Annotated in this window: 20 protein-coding genes; 8 read left to right on the top strand and 12 right to left on the bottom strand. The window is 59.8% G+C overall.

Annotated elements, in window-relative coordinates; translation table 11 throughout:
* Positions 1 to 108: 108 nt before the first annotated feature.
* Positions 109 to 570 carry a BON domain-containing protein gene (locus tag PAN31108_RS13705; protein WP_107338477.1) on the bottom strand — a complete coding sequence of 154 codons (462 nt, stop codon included), beginning with the start codon at positions 568 to 570 and terminating at the stop codon, positions 109 to 111.
* Between the two features lie 292 nt (positions 571 to 862).
* On the opposite strand from PAN31108_RS13705, the gene PAN31108_RS13700 reads away from it, so the two are divergent.
* Positions 863 to 1,450 (top strand): BPSL1445 family SYLF domain-containing lipoprotein, encoded by a 588-nt coding sequence (locus tag PAN31108_RS13700; RefSeq protein WP_107338476.1) that lies wholly within the window; start codon positions 863 to 865, stop codon positions 1,448 to 1,450.
* A 330-nt stretch (positions 1,451 to 1,780) separates the two neighbouring features.
* On the opposite strand, the gene PAN31108_RS13690 is transcribed toward PAN31108_RS13700, so the two are convergent.
* Positions 1,781 to 2,209, bottom strand: a complete 429-nt coding sequence (locus PAN31108_RS13690) for a PRC-barrel domain-containing protein (RefSeq protein ID WP_107338474.1) — start codon at positions 2,207 to 2,209, stop codon at positions 1,781 to 1,783.
* 44 nt (positions 2,210 to 2,253) lie between these two features.
* Positions 2,254 to 2,424 carry a hypothetical protein gene (locus tag PAN31108_RS26385; RefSeq protein ID WP_174994978.1) on the bottom strand — a complete coding sequence of 57 codons (171 nt, stop codon included), beginning with the start codon at positions 2,422 to 2,424 and terminating at the stop codon, positions 2,254 to 2,256.
* Between the two features lie 311 nt (positions 2,425 to 2,735).
* Here PAN31108_RS26385 and PAN31108_RS13685 point away from each other — a divergent pair, with 311 nt between their 5' ends.
* The gene (locus PAN31108_RS13685) at positions 2,736 to 3,236 is read left to right on the top strand and encodes a Spy/CpxP family protein refolding chaperone (RefSeq protein ID WP_244916917.1); all 501 of its coding nucleotides are present in this window, start codon (positions 2,736 to 2,738) and stop codon (positions 3,234 to 3,236) included.
* 226 nt (positions 3,237 to 3,462) lie between these two features.
* On the opposite strand, the gene pgm is transcribed toward PAN31108_RS13685, so the two are convergent.
* The 3 genes from pgm to gnd form a co-directional block, all read right to left on the bottom strand.
* Entirely contained in the window at positions 3,463 to 5,328 is a 1,866-nt protein-coding gene (gene pgm / locus PAN31108_RS13675) for a phosphoglucomutase (alpha-D-glucose-1,6-bisphosphate-dependent) (RefSeq protein WP_150669387.1), read from the bottom strand.
* A complete protein-coding gene (tkt, locus tag PAN31108_RS13670; RefSeq protein WP_150669386.1) occupies positions 5,325 to 7,433 on the bottom strand; it encodes a transketolase in 2,109 nt (702 codons plus the stop codon). Before tkt ends, pgm begins: the two co-directional genes overlap by 4 nt.
* Before the next feature lie 158 nt (positions 7,434 to 7,591).
* The gene (gene gnd, locus PAN31108_RS13665) at positions 7,592 to 8,647 is read right to left on the bottom strand and encodes a phosphogluconate dehydrogenase (NAD(+)-dependent, decarboxylating) (RefSeq protein ID WP_107338470.1); all 1,056 of its coding nucleotides are present in this window, start codon (positions 8,645 to 8,647) and stop codon (positions 7,592 to 7,594) included.
* Positions 8,648 to 8,918: 271 nt separating this feature from the next.
* Between gnd and PAN31108_RS13660 the strand changes: the two genes are divergently transcribed.
* Together PAN31108_RS13660 and PAN31108_RS13655 are read left to right on the top strand one after the other, a co-directional pair.
* Entirely contained in the window at positions 8,919 to 9,077 is a 159-nt protein-coding gene (locus PAN31108_RS13660; protein ID WP_107338469.1) for a DUF3309 family protein, read from the top strand.
* Positions 9,078 to 9,203: 126 nt separating this feature from the next.
* Positions 9,204 to 9,380: a CsbD family protein gene (locus PAN31108_RS13655; protein ID WP_107338482.1), complete on the top strand. Its 177-nt coding sequence runs from the start codon at positions 9,204 to 9,206 to the stop codon at positions 9,378 to 9,380.
* A gap of 85 nt (positions 9,381 to 9,465) precedes the next feature.
* On the opposite strand, the gene tal is transcribed toward PAN31108_RS13655, so the two are convergent.
* Together tal and PAN31108_RS13645 are read right to left on the bottom strand one after the other, a co-directional pair.
* On the bottom strand, positions 9,466 to 10,545 hold the full coding sequence (tal, locus tag PAN31108_RS13650) for a transaldolase (RefSeq protein WP_107338468.1): 1,080 nt from the start codon (positions 10,543 to 10,545) through the stop codon (positions 9,466 to 9,468).
* Positions 10,546 to 10,615: 70 nt separating this feature from the next.
* Positions 10,616 to 11,071 (bottom strand): carboxypeptidase-like regulatory domain-containing protein, encoded by a 456-nt coding sequence (locus PAN31108_RS13645; RefSeq protein ID WP_244916916.1) that lies wholly within the window; start codon positions 11,069 to 11,071, stop codon positions 10,616 to 10,618.
* A gap of 304 nt (positions 11,072 to 11,375) precedes the next feature.
* Here PAN31108_RS13645 and PAN31108_RS26380 point away from each other — a divergent pair, with 304 nt between their 5' ends.
* Together PAN31108_RS26380 and PAN31108_RS13640 are read left to right on the top strand one after the other, a co-directional pair.
* Complete coding sequence (locus PAN31108_RS26380) at positions 11,376 to 11,552, top strand: hypothetical protein (protein WP_174994977.1); 177 nt, start codon at positions 11,376 to 11,378, stop codon at positions 11,550 to 11,552.
* A gap of 385 nt (positions 11,553 to 11,937) precedes the next feature.
* The gene (locus tag PAN31108_RS13640) at positions 11,938 to 12,786 is read left to right on the top strand and encodes a hypothetical protein (RefSeq protein ID WP_150598614.1); all 849 of its coding nucleotides are present in this window, start codon (positions 11,938 to 11,940) and stop codon (positions 12,784 to 12,786) included.
* 127 nt (positions 12,787 to 12,913) lie between these two features.
* On the opposite strand, the gene PAN31108_RS13635 is transcribed toward PAN31108_RS13640, so the two are convergent.
* The 4 genes from PAN31108_RS13635 to PAN31108_RS27185 form a co-directional block, all read right to left on the bottom strand.
* Positions 12,914 to 13,633: a Crp/Fnr family transcriptional regulator gene (locus tag PAN31108_RS13635; protein ID WP_107338464.1), complete on the bottom strand. Its 720-nt coding sequence runs from the start codon at positions 13,631 to 13,633 to the stop codon at positions 12,914 to 12,916.
* A 40-nt stretch (positions 13,634 to 13,673) separates the two neighbouring features.
* Positions 13,674 to 13,898: a hypothetical protein gene (locus PAN31108_RS13630; RefSeq protein WP_124988586.1), complete on the bottom strand. Its 225-nt coding sequence runs from the start codon at positions 13,896 to 13,898 to the stop codon at positions 13,674 to 13,676.
* Between the two features lie 384 nt (positions 13,899 to 14,282).
* Positions 14,283 to 15,563: an Nramp family divalent metal transporter gene (locus PAN31108_RS13625; protein ID WP_217426305.1), complete on the bottom strand. Its 1,281-nt coding sequence runs from the start codon at positions 15,561 to 15,563 to the stop codon at positions 14,283 to 14,285.
* A 135-nt stretch (positions 15,564 to 15,698) separates the two neighbouring features.
* Positions 15,699 to 15,899, bottom strand: a complete 201-nt coding sequence (locus tag PAN31108_RS27185) for a YMGG-like glycine zipper-containing protein (protein ID WP_181321509.1) — start codon at positions 15,897 to 15,899, stop codon at positions 15,699 to 15,701.
* Between the two features lie 474 nt (positions 15,900 to 16,373).
* Here PAN31108_RS27185 and PAN31108_RS13615 point away from each other — a divergent pair, with 474 nt between their 5' ends.
* Both PAN31108_RS13615 and PAN31108_RS13610 read left to right on the top strand, forming a co-directional pair.
* Positions 16,374 to 16,634 (top strand): hypothetical protein, encoded by a 261-nt coding sequence (locus PAN31108_RS13615; RefSeq protein WP_125033584.1) that lies wholly within the window; start codon positions 16,374 to 16,376, stop codon positions 16,632 to 16,634.
* 149 nt (positions 16,635 to 16,783) lie between these two features.
* Positions 16,784 to 17,284 carry a 3'-5' exonuclease family protein gene (locus PAN31108_RS13610; RefSeq protein WP_174994976.1) on the top strand — a complete coding sequence of 167 codons (501 nt, stop codon included), beginning with the start codon at positions 16,784 to 16,786 and terminating at the stop codon, positions 17,282 to 17,284.
* The last annotated feature ends 103 nt before the right edge of the window (positions 17,285 to 17,387 follow it).

Raw genomic sequence — 17,387 nt, 5'->3', positions numbered from 1 at the left:
AATGAAGCCCATCGTGACAAGCAGAAGCACCGTATAGCTCATGACAATCACCTCGCTTCTCTGGCGATGCACACCGATCTCTTCATGCGGTTGTCGAAGTCGTGCGAACTATCGCGAGCCGATCGTCAGCCCCGAGCTATCGACGCGTTTGACTCCCTTGACATGTTCCGCAATGCGTTTCGCATCGTTGACGGCGTCTTGACTGGCAAGTTTCCCAGTCAAAACAACGATGCCGTGAGTGGTCTTCACACTGACGTTCGTGCCGTCGCCGATGTTTTTCGCGAGGAGTTCGGATTTCACTTTCGTCGTCACCCAACTGTCGGACATGACACGCTCCGAATGATGCAGGTCGCTCTTGGCATCCGACGCCATGCTGCTCTCGGCCGCCTTTACGGGCACGAGCGCCAGGCCAAGTACGATCGCCAGACCACCAGTGAGCGCACCGTGCCAGGCGGGGCGATAGACGCGAACCATGGGCAATAGAGGGTTCCTTGGCTTGGAGGCGGCCGGTTGCGCATTGGTGTCGAAGCCATCGGCAGCAGCAGGAACCACGGGAATTTTGGCAGTCATGGCGATCTCCGTATGACCACGGTGGCCTAAACAGGACGTCGGAATGACGTACGCGAGGCGAACCGCACACGGCCATTCACATCGAGGCCGCGCTCAACCGGACGGCTGAGAAAGTCAGCATGCGCGTCCGCCTGCGACATGTCAGTCCGCTACCGAACCGATGGGGGTATCGGGTGCGCGGTCTGTCGACGATTGGACATCGAAGAACTTTTCGGGCGCGTACGTTGACGTACCGTATCCGACGGCTGGTGGGCATAGCGTAAGCCTGTCACTCACGACTTTGGAGACGGTCATGCAAAGACGAAAATTCATGTGGGGAACCTCAGGCGCGATGGTCGTGCTCGGGCTGGCGCTCTCGGGATGCACGACCACCAGTCCAACGGACGCCAGCGGGCAACAGATGGACAAGCGCCATACGATCGACGCAGGCGTGGACTCGACCTTGACCCGTCTCTACGCCGCGGCCCACGGATCTCGCGAGTTGGTGCGCAAGGCGCACGGCGTATTGATCTTCCCTTCGGTCATGGATGCAGGGTTCGTGGTGGGCGGGCAGTACGGCGAAGGATCGCTGCGCGTTGCAGACCACACGGTGGGCTATTACAGCACCGTTACGGGATCGATTGGCTGGCAGATTGGCGCACAATCGCGAGCCATCGTGCTGCTCTTCATGACGCAGGAATCGCTGAACCGCTTCCGCAATGCCGACGGCTGGTCTGCTGGTGGAGACGCGTCAGTGGCAGTGCTGAAGATCGGTGCCAACGGCAACGTCGATACCACCACGGCCAGCAGCCAGGTGAACGCGTTCGTCCTGACCAACAGCGGCCTGATGGCAGGGGTGTCGCTCGAGGGAACGAAGGTCACGCGAATCAAATCGTTGTAATGCCGCAGAATGAATCGGGCCCCCGAATGGGGGCCCGGTCCGTTAAGTGTCTGTGAACTCATTGCGAAGGAACGACCAGGACTGTTCCCGGCGAAGTCGTGCCTCTGGGACCAGTGTTTCCCTGCATACCAGTGGCGCCGGTGTCACCCGTATAACCCGTATTGCCTGTGTTGCCCGTTGGCCCCTGCGGTCCGGCAGGTCCGGTACATGCGCCGAAGGCGAGTGTCGCCAGGACGGCGGCAATCAGCTTTGCATATCTCATGATTAAGCCCTCAATTTGACGTTGGATGCCTGTCCATGCGGATAGGCATCGACGATGACACTGTGCGGTTACCTTGAGGCATCTGGACGGTAGTAGTCGTCAATCTCATCGACCCACGCCTGATCTGCCATATCTGGCCAATGGTCCGGGTCGAATCCCGGTGCTGCTTCCAGGCGGTGTTTGTCGACATCCAGAACAAAACACTTGTTCTCCGTATCGAGTTTCAATGCTTGCCAGGGCACCGCGAACAGCTTTTTCCCCATGCCCAGAAAGCCACCAAACGACAGCACGGCGTAACTGATTCTCCCGGCCCGAACGTCCAGCATGATTTCCTTGATATCGCCCAGGGCTTCACCGTGCTCATTGCACACACTGTTACCGACGAGCGTGTCTGCTCCCATCAGACTGGGGCCGGGCCCCAGCGCGGTACCCGGGCCGGGACGCACCGTCTCTCTCGCCTTGTACATTCCGTACGTATCACGATCTTCGTAGTTCATAGTCCACTCTCCATTCAGAACACCAAACCTCTCGGCATGGCGATTTACTCGTCGGAAAGCTGCACCAGCGCGGCCGCTTCGCCCGGTGTCGCCACATTGACAAGCTTGTTTCTCGCACCGCAGCCGGGGCAATCGAAGTAGAAGCCGAGGTCGTTGACTTCCGGCGTCATTTCCGGAAATTCGCTCAACTCGCCGCAGGTTCTGCATGTGAACATCCGCATCTCCCTGTCGTCTTGACGACGGTGCTTTACCCGCTGCGCGGGGGACGAACGCGCCCACCACGCAAGGGCCAAGACTGCCGCTCGAACTGGTATCGACAGCGTGATGCAAAGACTAATGGGAGGACGTCCGTAGGGTCTGTCCGTTAGCGAACAGTCGTTGATTCGAGGAAAACGAGGAGGAGAGTCCGCCAGCGAACAGACACGACATCGGGATGAAGAGATAAAGGATGTGGTCATCGTCCGCGATTGCTGCCTATCACGGGCTGACCGCGCAAATTGTCGCTGACCCACTTTTGAGAAACGCCATGAAAATCTCCCGCATTCCGGCGCGACTTTACGTCGTGCGCGTACTTGAAGTCCTGTTCGTTGCCGGCTTCGCCGTCGTCTGCACACCGGCAGGCGCAGCTCCCGCCACGGACAGCCCCACGGCTGCCCATGCCATGAAGACGGCCGCGCGTACGCCCGTCGAAACCCGCATCAGCAATCTGCACACGCGGTTGCAAATCACCTCGGCGCAAGAGTCCCTTTGGCAACCCGTTGCGCAGGTCATGCGCGAGAACGCCGACACGATGCAGTCGCTGCTCAAAGCCCGCTCCGAAGGCGCGAGCCATATGAGCGCCACTGACGACATGAGGTCATACGGTCAGATCGCTGAGGCGCATGCCGAAGGCATCAGGAAACTGACACCCGCCTTCGCGGCGCTGTACGGCAGCATGTCCGACGTGCAGAAACACAACGCCGACCTGATCTTCCGTGACCAAGGTCATCACATGGACCGAATGGGCCGAATGGGTCATAAGGGCTGAGAACGCAGGAGCCAAAGATGAAATCCTCACTCACACGAAAGCAAGGTGTGTCCCCCATCGGGGCGATCGGTCTTGCGTTGATGATGCTGGGCGTGTGTGCGCCCTCCGTGTCTCATGCCCAGCCGGGAAATCGCGATCACGATCGCGATACGCAACAGGAGGTCCGGCATGCGCCTCAACGGGCACCTCACGACTATCGCCACGACTATCATCATGACGACCGTCACTACAGCAGTGGGTATCGCGACGGCGGATACGCGTACGGCCCACCACCCGTGGTGTACGCGCCTGAGGCGTCGCCCGGTATCAGCCTTTTTCTGCCGCTGGAGTTTCGATAATGCGCGAGTGAAGTGACTAGCCGAAGCTGACTGTCGTGCGGGCTTGCCGGTGAGGCCCGCTTGGACGGTGGCGGTGTTGCGTCGTCCAGCGCCTCATCGACGATGGCTTGTGCCTCGCTCAGCAGTTGCTGCAGGTGATGCTCGCCCTGGAAACTCTCGCCGTAGATCTTATAGATCGCTTCCGTGCCGGACGGTCGTGCAGCAAACCAGCCATGATCGGCAACCACTTTCAGGCCGCCGATTGGCGCATCGTTGCCAGGCGCCCGCGTCAGAATTGCGTTGATCGGCTCTCCGGCGAGCCGCTTAGATCGTACTTTGTCAGCAGAGAGGGCCGCGAGTGCAGCCTTCTGGGCAGGTGTTGCACTTGCCTCGTGCCGCGCTTGCACTGGGAAGCCCAATGCGTACGTCAGTGTCTGGTATCGCGCGCCGGGGTCCTGCCCGGTGCGCGCCAACATCTCCCCCGCCAGCAATGCAGGTATCAGACCGTCCTTGTCGGTTGTCCAGGTGGTGCCGTCGCGCCGCAAGAAGCCTGTGCCTGCGCTTTCCTCTCCGGCGACTGCCAATGAACCGTCGAGCAGCCCGGCAGCAAACCATTTGAACCCGACGGGAACCTCGTACAGGCGGCGCCCGAGCTTCGATGCCAGACGATCGATCAACTGGCTACCGACAACGGTCTTGCCAATCGCGGCGTCGAGTGGCCAATCGGGACGGTGCTCGAACAAGTACTCGACCGTCGCGGCGAAGTAATGATTGGGGGCAAGCAAGCCCGCGCGAGGCGTCACGATGCCGTGCCGGTCATGATCGGTGTCGCAGGCGAAGGCGACGTCGAAAGCATCCTTTTGCGCGATCAGGCCCTGCATGGCATAGGCCGATGACGGGTCCATGCGGATTCGGCCGTCCCAATCGGCGGTCATGAAACCGAACGTCGGGTCCACGGTTGTGCGCGTGACCGTCAGGTTGAGTCCGTACCGATCGGCAATCGCAGGCCAATAGTGAACACCGGCTCCCCCTAGCGGGTCGACGCCCATATGAATGCAGGAAGCGCGCAACACGTCCATGTCGATGACGTTCTGCAGGTCGTCGACATAGGCCTTCAGGAAGTCATAGGGATGCGTTGTGGAGGCTCGCATGGCCTGCTCGACGCTGATCCCCGGCATCGTCCGCAGTCCACTGCGCAATAGCTCGTTCGCTTGCATCTCGATCCAGCGGGTCACCACAGACTCCGCCGGCCCGCCGTGTGGCGGGTTGTACTTGATGCCGCCATTATCGGGAGGATTGTGCGACGGCGTGATGACCACACCGTCGGCGAATCTTTCCGTGCGCCTGCGGTTGTAACTGACGATGGCATGTGACACCGCAGGCGTTGGCGTGTACTCGCCGCCCGCTGAAATCATCACATCGAGGCCGTTGCCTGCGAACACCCTCATGACGGTCGCGAAGGCCGGCTCGGACAAGGCATGCGTGTCGATACCGACGAATATCGGCCCATCGATGCCATGCCTTTGGCGGTAGCGGCAGATGGCCTGACTGATCGCCAGGATGTGCGCTTCGTTAAACGTTGTCAGGAACGACGAACCGCGGTGGCCGGAGGTGCCGAACGCTACGCGTTGCGCCAGGATCTCAGGATCAGGGGTGTTGCAGTAGTAGGCCGTCACTAGCCGGGAGACATTCACCAGCTTGTCAGGCGAGAGCGGTTGTCCGGCGTATGGGCTAACCGACCCGAGCCCCGAGGCGAGCGTCCTGGACTCGTTCATGACGATTTCCCATGCGACTTGATACCGTAACGCATGAGTTGCGCCTTGGCGGCAGTGACGATATGCGCCACGTCGAAGCCGAAATGACGCGCCAGCGCCTCACGCGGGGCTGACTTGCCAAACGTGTGCAACCCGAGAATAGCGCCTTCATGCCCGGCATAGCGCTCCCATCCAAAGGTCGATGCCTCCTCTACGGCGACTCGCGCGATGACCGAGGGCGGCAGAATGTGGTCGCGATAGGCCAAGGACTGGCTCTCGAATATTTCCCACGAGGGCATGCTGATCACCCGGGCGAAAATATCTTCGCGCTTCAGTTCGTCGTACGCCGCAGTGCATAACGCCACTTCGCTTCCCGTGGCCAGCAGCAGCACGTCTGGGGAGCCGTCTTCAACGCCCATTTCCTCGCAGGCATCGATCAGGATGTAGGCCCCTCGGGCAACCCCGGCGGCACTCGCGTAACGGTCTCGATCAAGTATTGGCACGGCCTGGCGGGTGAGTACGAGGCAGACCGGCCCGCGCTTGCGTTCCATGATGACGCGCCAGGCCTCGACCACTTCTCCGGCGTCGGCCGGCCGCAGCACGGTCATGCCCGGCATGGCGCGCAACGACGCGAGTTGTTCGATGGGCTGATGCGTCGGTCCGTCTTCCCCCAGGCTGATGGAGTCATGCGTCCAGATCGTGATGAGCGGCAATTCCATCATGGCTCCCAGCCGTAGTGCCGCCCGACAATAATCGCTGAAGATGAGGAAGCTGGCGACGAACGGTCTTAGCGACGACAGGCTCATGCCGTTGGCGATGGCACACATGGCATGCTCGCGAACACCAAAATGAAAGTTCCGACCCCGATAACTGCCGTCGGCCTGCGCTGCGGTGTTCTGAAAATCGCCTACGAGATCGAACGTCAGGCGAGTCAGCGTCGAGGGCGACAGATCGGCAGCGCCCCCGATTAACCAGGGAACGCGCTCGGCAATGGCGTTGAGCACTTGCCCCGATGCTGCGCGGGTCGAAAGACCAGCCGTCGTCGGGGCAAAAGCGGGCAGGGAGACGTCCCACTCGGGGGGTAGCTCCCGCGCCTGCATTCTCTCCAACGCATCGGTCAAGTCGGGATATTGGGCCCGATAGTCCGCAAAAAGCTCGAGCCAACGGGTGTGGGCGTCGCGGCCCCGACGGCCGAGGCCTTCGTGAAGATGTGACGTTACGCCACCGGGCACGTCGAACTGCTTGTCGGGATCACTGCCGAAAAATTCCTTCGCCAGACGGACCTCGGCCGCGCCGAGCGGCTCGCCATGTGCCTCGCGCGTGTCCTGCCGGTGGGGCGCGCCATAGCCGATATGGCTTTGCACAATGATGAGGGTTGGGGCGTCGCCGGTATCGAGAAAGCCCTGATATGCACGTGACAATTGCGTCAGGTCGTTGGCATCGCTCACGCGCTCGACATGCCAGCCATACGCGGCAAAGCGCGCACCGACGTCTTCGGTGAACGCCAGACGGGTAGACCCTTCGATGGTGATGTGGTTGTCATCGTATATCCAGCACAGATTGGCCAGCTTCAGATGGCCGGCCAGCGACGCGGCTTCCGCACCGAGCCCCTCCATCATGTCGCCGTCGCTGCAAAGCGCGTAGATGTTGTAGCGAAATAGCGGAAATCCGGGGCGGTCGTAGGTCGCGCTCAGCCATTGCCGCGCGATCGCCATGCCCACACTCGTGGCAATGCCTTGCCCAAGCGGACCGGTCGTGGTCTCAACACCCGTCGTCCAACCATACTCGGGGTGCCCGGTGCATCGGCTTCCCGGCTGGCGGAACGACTTCAGGTCGTCCATCGTCACGGCCGGTTCGGCGGCTCCATCGTCGCTCTTGACATCGCAAACGTGCAGCAAGCTGTACAGCAACGCGCACGCATGCCCGTTCGACAAGACAAAGCGATCCCGGCCCGCCCAGTGCGGATTTTCAGGGTCGTATCGCAGGAACCGCTGCCACAGACAATAGACCGTCGGGGCGGCGTCCATCGGCGTGCCCGGATGCCCGGACTGCGCTTTTTGCACGGCGTCGATCGACAAGGTGCGCAGGGCGTTGATGCACAACTGATCACGATCACTGGGCTGCATCGCTGATAACTCCATCGAAATGTGAAACGGTTGGCGCCTACGCCCTCTGACTCGTGAACCCGGGTTCGGGGCACCTGTCAGGCGGCGAGAACGACGTGATGTTGCGCCTTCATCATTTGCCTCTTGGGGTAACGGGTCGCACCGTCGTGCTTTGCCGATCAGGCGTCGCGGGGTGTTGCAATGTCCAGGTGACCGCCGAACGCGTAGCGCATGGCCGACAAGAGTTTATCTGCGAAGACCGATTGTCCTCGCGAGGCAAAACGCGCATACAATGCCGCACTCAGAACGGGAGCAGGCACTCCCTCATCGATGGCCGCTTCTACGGACCATCGTCCTTCGCCCGAATCCGAGACACGACCGGCGAACTGCGCCAGCGTCGGGTCGGTGCGCAGCATCTCGGCAACTTTTCCAAGTAGCCAGGAGTCGATCACGCTCCCGTGCCGCCACACTTCGGCGATATCGGCCAGATCGAATGTGTACTGGTAATACTCGGGATGTCGCAATGGAGTGACTTCGGCGCCGACCTCTTGTTTCTGTGTGCCGACGTTCGCGCATCTCAGAATATTCAGTCCTTCCGCATAGGCGGCCATCATGCCGTACTCGATACCGTTGTGGATCATCTTCACGAAATGGCCAGCCCCGTGAAGACCGCAATAGAGATACCCGGACTGGGCAGTAGCCGCGCTGCTATCCGTGGCGAGTCCGATATCGTGCGTCGCATGCTTCCCCGCATCCTCCCTCGCGTCGTGCGCATCGCAGGCGAGGGCGGTGAAGAGCGGCGTGAGATACACCACGACGTCCTCTTCGCCGCCGATCATCAGGCAGTAACCGCGCGCCAGACCAGAGGTCCCCCCGCTGATGCCAACGTCGACGAAATGAATCCCCTTGCTACCCAGTTCGACACTGCGTTTCATGTCGTCCCGGCAATAGGAGTTACCACCGTCAATGACGATATCCCCTGGCGCGAGCCGAGACCAGAGGTCTGCGAGCGCCGCTTCGACTGCACCGGCGGGCACCATCAGCCAGAGAATTCTGGGGCCCTCCAGCAGCGACATCATCTCGTCGATCGAAGCGGCGCCGACCGCGCCCGCATTCTGAAGCACGTCGATTGCCGCTGGCTGAACGTCATGGACAACACACCGGTGACCGTGGCGCATCAGGCGACGCACCAGATCGGCGCCCATGCGCCCTAATCCAATCATGCCGAGTTGCATGGTCTGCTCCGTTTGGTCTGTGAGTGAGAGGGATACGATCGCGCAACATCGTTCACTCGACACTAGGAGCGTTTGCCCGTCAGTTCTGTCCACTACCGAACAAAAGTCTATTGCCGCAAGACCCCGCCACGGCGCTAAGCAGGTACTTTCGATACCGAACGCTTTTCATTCGCGGCCTTCGTACGGCACCGAACCGACATGCCGCTACGGTGCAACTACCCTTCGGGTGAGGGTCGAGAAATCCCCCTCTAACCAACGCGGGGAGTGAATCATGTCTTTAAGTATTGTGGTGCTGATTGTTCTGGCGCTTCTGTTGGTGGGAGCATTTCCAGCCTGGTCGTACAACTCGGGTTGGGGATATGCGCCGAGCGGCGCAGTGGGATTGCTGCTGGCAGTCGTGGTTGTTCTGCTCTTGATGGGGCGACTATGAGGCGCGCGACCCAGGATTTGCTCGAGGCCGTCAATCGGCGCCTGAGGCATGTCGCCACGAAGGTGCGCGACACCCGAGCCCCGGTTAAGGGGCTCAATTTTTCATCTACTGAGAATGCAAATCATCATGAACAAAGATCAAGTGAAAGGCAGGGTCAAGGAAGCCGCCGGCAAAATCAAAGAGGTCACCGGTAAGGTGGTCGGCAACACGAAAATGGAGATCGACGGCAAGATCGAGAAGAATGTCGGCAAGGTCCAGTCAGTCGTCGGCGACACACGCCACGATCTGAAGAAACACAGGTAACGGGATAGCCCGACCCCGTCACAGGTGGCCCGTCGACCGTCAAGGGGTTCAGGACGTATCGTGTGTCACTGGGGGCGGGTGCCAGTCAATGCCATTCAGGCATGCGCTTGCCGGCAATGATCTGCATGAGTTCAGCCCATGCCTGCCGAAACGACTCGACGCCTTCGCGCTGAAGGCGTGCGGCGAGCGCTGCGACGTCGACGCCGGCGTGAGCGAAGTCTGCGAGCACCGGATCGGCGTTGCCACCATCCTCTCGCATTACGCTGATCAACTCGCCTCGCGTTGCAAAGGCCAGCAGGGTCGCCTCCGGCACCGTGTCTATCGTATCCGGTGCGGCAAGTGCCTCAACGTAATAGCCGGGTGAGAGTTCCCGGCTCTTCGCGCCCGTACTGGCCCACAAGAGGCGCTGAGTGCTTGCCCCCGCGTCGGACAATTCGCGCCACATTGGGTGCGACATGCGCTCACGGTAGGCGCCGTAAGTTTGTTTGGCCACCGCCACGCCAAGACGGTTACGCAAACCGAACGGCACCTCGCCTGTGATAGCGGTGTCCCAACGGCTGACGAATAGCGATGCTACGGATGCCACGTGCAGATCCAGCCCGGCATCACGCCTGCGCGCCAGGCCTCTCCAGTAAGCATTTGCCGCCTCTACGTATTGCTCGCGGGAGAAGAGGAGCGTGACATTGATTGGTATGCCGGCAAAGATCGCCTCTTCGATGGCGACAAGACCGATTGTCGTGCCGGGGATCTTGATGAATAGATTGGGGCAATCGGCACTTGCATGCAGGCTTTTGGCGGCCGCTACCGTCCCGACAGCGTCCTCAGCGAGCCACGGCGATACTTCCAGCGAGACCCATCCATCGATACCCCCGGTTTTTTGGTGCACCGGCAGGAACAGCGCTGCCGCCTGTTTCAGGTCTCTGATCGCCAGCGAAAAGAACAGCGCTTCGTCGGTGAGCGTCGCATCGGCAGGTTTTGCGATATCCATGTCGTACGTCGCCGTATCGCGGATCGCCTTGAGGAAGATGCCAGGGTTCGACGTCAAACCTGTGACGTTGTATTCATCGCGATAACGGGCCAGTGTCCCGTCACCGAGCAAGCCTCGCGTGATGTTGTCGAGCCAGAGACTCTGCCCGAGCGCCTGCAATTTCTGAGTGGCTTTCATGGAACCTCGCCGAAGGCGTTTCGCAAGACCTCATTGGGCGCCGCTATCCGGGCGAATGCCGTGATTGAAGTTATCGGGACCAGAGAAACGTCCGATGCGCGTGGCCCCGACTTGAGACGTTGACCGCATGCTTTTCCATGATTCCCTCGTAGCTCGCGGTCACCGTGTAGCGCCCGTCAGGCAGCGACGCCAGCATGAAAGGCCCGTCGGACTGTGTCGACAGAATCATGTTCCCACGGCGATCGGAAATCGTGACGGGGATATCCGAGAGGTATTCGTTGCCATTGGTTGCCGTCCTGCTGACAAATGTCAGAACGAGAGGGTAGTTGTGCATCGCAGCCTTGATGGCCAGAGACTGTTCCAGGCCGATGCCGCCTGACAAGTAGGTCACGGGTCCGGACTGCTGTGTCGGCGGCAGCGTGACTTCCGCCGCCATTGCCGCGCCGGTGCAAAGGCAAGCCCGATGGCCGCGCACGATCGCAAGATGTGTTGACGCCTCATATCCATCTCCCATTGGGTCGATCATGCATTCGGTAACGCCGGCAGTACATGATTCGCATTTGCATGTCGCTTTGACGGCTTTCCGTTATCAATCTCACGTTACACGGTGAACCGACGCCGATGCGGTACGTCAGCGTACCAATCCCGCCGACACGACCGGGGCGGGGATGGCGTCTCGCGCGGCTAGATCGACCGGCTCGGTGTTTGTCATATTCCGCAGAAATTTCCTCGTCGTCATGTGCGATACCGGACGGACACCTCATATCCCCACGAGCAAAGTGATGCCGAGACATGGGCGAGGGCACGCACTTGAGTCTACGGAGAGGGTTATGACACCGAGTCAGGTCAGAGAGCGAATCAGAGAGTTGGAAGCGAAATTCTCGCGCATCAAAGAAGAGTTCTACCAGGTCGTACATAGCCAGGAGGATGCGCCCCGCGACAATGACGAGGCGACGGCGTCAGGCGAGGCAGGTGAAATCGGGGAGGATCTCACCGGGGACCGTTAGGACAATCAGACGGTTGACCATTTTTGTTGAGAGAAGTACGGAAGACGTATGTGCCGGGCATCTCGGCGCAAGACGCCGTTCCCGGAGGAGGGCGCCATGAAAGCGGTTCGAAGTTTGTTGTTGATGTTTGTCGTCGTCACATTGGGCGGATGTTGGTGGGGGCCCGGCCCCGGATACGATCACGGGGGAGGTGGATATGGCCACGGCGGCTACGATCGCGAGGGCGGCCCGGGGCGAGACAGATAAGGGGATATGGCATCCACGCGAGTGAGCATGGATGCCCGACGTCGGGCGAGAGCGGGGCGCTCCCCTGTGTGCGCCGTTGGGAGAATACAGTCAAGTCGGATCACTCGCCCAACCGGGTGTCCGATGCAGGGGAGACAACATGCGAAACCTACTCGTTGCAGCCACCGTGCTGCTTTGCCCGGTGATATCCGTTCACGCACAGGTCGGTGTCAGCATCGTGTCCCCAGGCGTCAGCATCGGCATTGATCTGCCCGCGTATCCCACGCTGATTCAAGTCCCCGACTATCCAGTCTATTACGCGCCTCAAGTCGATTCGAACTACTTCTTCTACGATGGGCAGTACTGGGTGTACCAAGGTGACAACTGGTACACAAGCGGGTGGTACAACGGGCCGTGGCAGGTGGTGTTACCCGCAGCCGTCCCCTTGTTCATTCTGCGCATTCCGGTGCGCTACTACCGGCGCCCCCCTCGCGACTTCCGCGGTTGGGCGACGGATGCGCCGCCGCGATGGGGGCAGCATTGGGGGCCGCAGTGGGAGACGCAGCGCCGCGGATGGGATCAATGGAATCATCGCGATGTGCCGCGTCCGGCGCCTTTGCCGACGTACCAGCAACAGTATTCCGGCGCCCACTATCCGCACTCCGTCGCGCAACAGGACACGCTGCGCACGCAAAACGGCGACGATCGTTCGCGAACAGGACAGCATTCCGGACTGGCTAACACCCGTGGTGAACGTCAGTCGGGAGCCAACGGACACCCGTCAATGCAAACGGATCAGGCGCCGCAAGGGCGTCAGCGCGCACAGCAACCTCAGCCGCAGACACAACCTTGGGGCACCATGCAAGCGCCCCGTTCCGAGCCCGCGCAATCGTCGCACGGACAGCGAACGCAATCCGCTCCGGAGCAAAGAGGACAAGGGCCTCGTGATGGGCAGCAAGGCGGAGCAGACGAGGGACGCGACGCCGGACATGGCGAATCGCGCCGTTGACTCGGCCCACGGCAGACAAATACACCGGGATATTCTCCGCCTACAGCGGGTCAGCGCGAACGAACTACCTTTGCGGTACTCCTCGGGTGAGAAGCTCGTTGACGCTCTCGCTGGCGGAGAGACGCTGTCAAATGGCCTGAATATCGGGCAGTAATCGATCAAACTCCCGTTTGACCACGCCATAGCATTCACAAACGCGCTTTTCGAGCCCGGTCCGATCCAGCACTTCGATATGCCCATGGCTGTAGCGGATGAGTCCGGCGGTTTGGAGCTTTAGCGCGGCTTCCGTGACGCCGGATCTACGGACACCCAGCATGTTAGCGATCAACTCCTGTGTCATCCGCAGCTCGTTCGACGGCAGGCGATCGAGACTCAGTAACAACCACCGGCATAGTTGCTGGTCGATCGAGTGGTGACGGTTACAGACTGCCGTTTGCGCCATTTGCGTAATCAATGCCTGGGTGTAGCGCAATAGCAACCGCTGCATAGGGCCGGCGCGCTTGAACTCTTCTTTGAGCAACCGGGCGTTCAACCGATAAGCGTACCCGGCGCTTTGCACGATCGCTCGGCTCGGCGTGGTCTCACCGCCCATGAACAGGGCAATGCCAATAACGCCTTCCTTACCCACAATAGCAATCTCGGCAGACGAGCCGTCTTCCATCACATAAAGCAATGAGACGATTGCCGTGGTAGGGAAATACACGTGATCCAGCCGGTCTCCCGACTCGTAGATGACCTTGCCAAGCGGCATTTCGATCAACGTCAACTCTGGGGCGATTCGCGCCCACTCGCCGTCCGGCAACACGGACAGCAGATCGTTGGCGCTTTTGTTCGGTTGCGCAAGCATGCCTTTTCCCCTTCATGCCCTGCGATCGGACACGTGCGCGTCAGAATCGCTGCGCAATAAGTGCATTGAGTGAATCGATGGCGCCACCATGATTGAACGAGACGCCGCGTGGCAGGGCTCCCCGGCGGTTGCTCTGAGCCATTGCCGTGCAACAGCTCACGTTCGAATTTTTTTCCGCCGCAATGAAAATGTCAATCATCCACTGTCTTGGAGCCGTCGCTAATTCGTTCACATGCGATTGGAAAAATCCAAGGTGCGTAGCCATCGGGACGATCGTCCGCCTTCCTCTTCCCAAACAAGAACTGCAGCCTGATACAGATCACGCTCCTGCTTGATGAGAGAAATCCGCGTCTCGCGGATTGCTAGATGCAGCGCGATCATACGCTTGCTTAATCGCTTGTGGCCTCTCACGATCACTTGTCCTCGCCCTCAACTTCGGCGCATTAGTTCGAGTGAACTCATATTCTGAGTTTTCGTCGCAATCTTAACGATAGTGTCAATGCCGACTATGGTCAGTACGTAAGCGTACGAACACTGACCTGATCGGGCGTTTCCTGCGTCTGCCATCGAGCAGATACAGACGTCGGTGCTCGGCAACCCTTTCGTTGAACGGCATTGCCATCACGTCGCGCGTCCGCATGCAAGCATCTCACCGCCCCCACGTGGCGAACATGGTGAGGACTGCGCAAGCCATGGTGCCGGTAGCTAGCCAGCCCAGCGCCTTCAGCCGCAGACTGATCGCAAATTTACCCATCACGTCGCGCCTTCCCGCCATCAACATCAGGATGATCATGATCGGGACAGCAATGACGCCATTGACCACGGCACTCCAGAAGAGCGCCTTGATCGGGTCGATGGCGGTGAAATTCAACGCTACACCTAGCAGAGTGGCGAGCGTCAATATCATGTAGAACCCGCGCGCCTGCAGGACTTCACGTCCCAGACCGATGCGCCATTGGAAAGCCTCGGCGACTGCATAGGCCGATGAGCCCGCCAACACCGGCACCGCTAACAGCCCGCACCCGATAATGCCCGCCGAGAACAGCAGGAATGCGAACTCTCCGGCGAGCGGCCGTAGCGCAGCGGCTGCCTGAGCCGAAGTCTGGATGTCTCTCACTCCGTGCTGATATAGCGTGACAGCCGCCGTCAATATGATGAAGAAGGCGATCACATTCGAGAAAGCCATGCCGATGTAGGTGTCGAGTCTGATGCGCCGCAAGTTTCGCCAGGCCTGCGAAGGGGCGCTAGTCAGCGGCTCCTGCCCCTGAGTGGCGCGTTGCACTTCCACTTCCTGAGACGCTTGCCAGAAGAACATATAGGGACTGATAGTCGTTCCGAACACCGCGACAACCGCGACGATGTAGCTGACGTTGAACGACAGATCGGGGATGACGGTCCGATACAGCACGGATCCCCACGAAATCTTGACACTGAAGACCGTGGCCACATAGGCGAGCAGGGCAAGCGTAAGTGCCTTGAGAATCGGGGCGTAACGTGGGAACGGGATGAAGACCTGCAACGTGAGCGACACCACGCCGAAAGCAACCGCGTACCAGACAGCCGGACCGCCGATCAGGAGTTTCAATGCCGCGCCCATTGCACCGACATCCGCCGCGATGTTGATCGTGTTGGCGACAAGCAAGAGCCCCACTAGGACATACAGTATCCAGGAAGGGTAGTGCTTGCGAATGTTCGCCGCGATGCCGTCCCCGGTGACGCGCCCGATTTGCGCGCTCACGACCTGAATCCCGATCATGAGCGGATATGTCGCCAACGCCGTCCACAGCAAACCGTAGCCGAATGCGGCGCCCACCTGAGAGTAGGTGGCAATGCCGCTCGGGTCATCGTCCGCGGCGCCGGCGATGAGACCCGGCCCCAGCGTCTCCCAGAGCGATTGATTCTTGTGGAGGGCAGTGCGATTGAGCGACACGATATCCGCCGTGAGAAAGACTGACCGGTTGTCTCGGTCACCATAGACGGATCTGGCGGTCTCGTCGGTACGCTATCGGACGTGGCGCAAGCTGACACTGCACCGCTGCGGCGGTTTTCTTGTGAGCGGCAAGCGTTATTTTCCGATCACATTGCCAACGACGCCACCGACGACGGCGCCCCCGACTGTGCCCACCGCACTCCCGCCAGTCAGCACTGCGCCAGCCACGCCCCCCACACCTGCGCCTACGGCGGTATCTGTGCCGCGCCGCGACATTCCCGCGCAGCCGCTCAAACTGGACGCAATCACAAGCACGGAGAATCCGAAAGACAGCATACATTTGACGTTTTTCATTTAACTAGCCTCCCGGCGCCATCGTCTGGATGACGAATACGGCCGATCTCTTTCGTCGCCCCCTCAAGGAGTCCGGACTGAGAAATGGTGAACTGTCATAGTGTCGACGGCGGCCTGGGGCGAGTCATCAGCACAGTGCTTTCGTGCATGGGTGGAACAGATAGGTCATCCCGCTGCCCGCAGGCACGTCTGCGAAGTTCTGTGCGCCATGGCGATCGTCGTGCCGTAGCACCGCCGGTTTGGTGTGCACACCAAACCGGCATGGTTAAGAGCTTCACAATGCGTCATTTAACGAGGGCAATCGGTCCGGTAGCCGACGCGTGAGGACGAAATACCGTGCTTCGATGGTCACTGACTCCCGACAGTCGTTGCGATGTTCATGAGAAGCCGTTCGGTACCGGCGTGAGACCAAAGCAAAACCCGTCGTGTCACATAAGACACAACCCCATGAATTGAATGAGATTTTCATTTTTAGATCGATTCATGGGGTGTTCCTATGCACGTCACATCACCTCATTTCCATGGCTGGCGACCCGTCTTCTAGAACTGCGCGCGACGGGCACTGTCGGAGACGTTATCGACCACCTCCATAACGAACGCAAACCCCGACTTCCCGACGTGATCGAAAAGCGTGAGCGTGACTTGCGTGATTTTTATCGAACAGCGGGGGAGGACATGCCGGAAATCGCTGCGCCGTTTATCGCCTTTGGTCGGTAATATAGTTGGCACGTGAGCGCACCGCACCCGCCTGATGATCGAACTGATTTCAACCGCATCTATCACAAATGATTCGGAACAAGTCTGGATCGTTTGGCGGCACGCCAACCATGATGCATCGGCCAATTTACCGTCGAACGGAGAACAAGATGCTCCTCCCCGATACCTCCTATCGAGGCCCTCGCAGCACCTGGAAGACGCGTTATTTCATCGATACAGAATTCACTGATTTCAGGCTTGAGACCCGAGAACTGATCAGCATAGCGATCGTCAGTGAAGACGGGCGGGAGTTCTATGGGGAACGTTCGGATTTTGACCGATCGCTATGCACTGCTTTTGTGAGCGACGTGGTGCTCCCGCAGCTTGGCAGAGTCCCGTGCCGCTCCATGCCATTGACAAAATTGCGCGAGGAACTTCTCGCTTGGTTGCGTGCGATTCCGATCAAACCGAAACCAGTGCTCAGCTACGATTCCGATTGTGACTACCAGTTGATCTTCCAACTGTTGGGAGAACCGCTGCCAAGCGGGTGGAAGCATGAAAACGTGTTTCTAAAAATCAATCCGATACGGTTTGCCGAGTACATCGCTGCGAACGGCGGTGAGCATCATGCACTACAGGACGCTCGCGCGAACGCCTTCGCGTTCATCTGAAACGAAAAAGGAGCGGAGCCACTGAGTGCACGGCAGGCGGGGCGTATGTTTGCGCTTTCGTGAAAGCGCAATCCGACCCTGCGTGGCATCACGTGTCCTCGGC

The organism is Pandoraea anhela (genome assembly GCF_902459655.1).
GTDB lineage: Bacteria > Pseudomonadota > Gammaproteobacteria > Burkholderiales > Burkholderiaceae > Pandoraea > Pandoraea anhela.
Note: the sequence above shows the minus strand (reverse complement) of the source record. Positions and strands in the feature narration are given on the sequence as shown.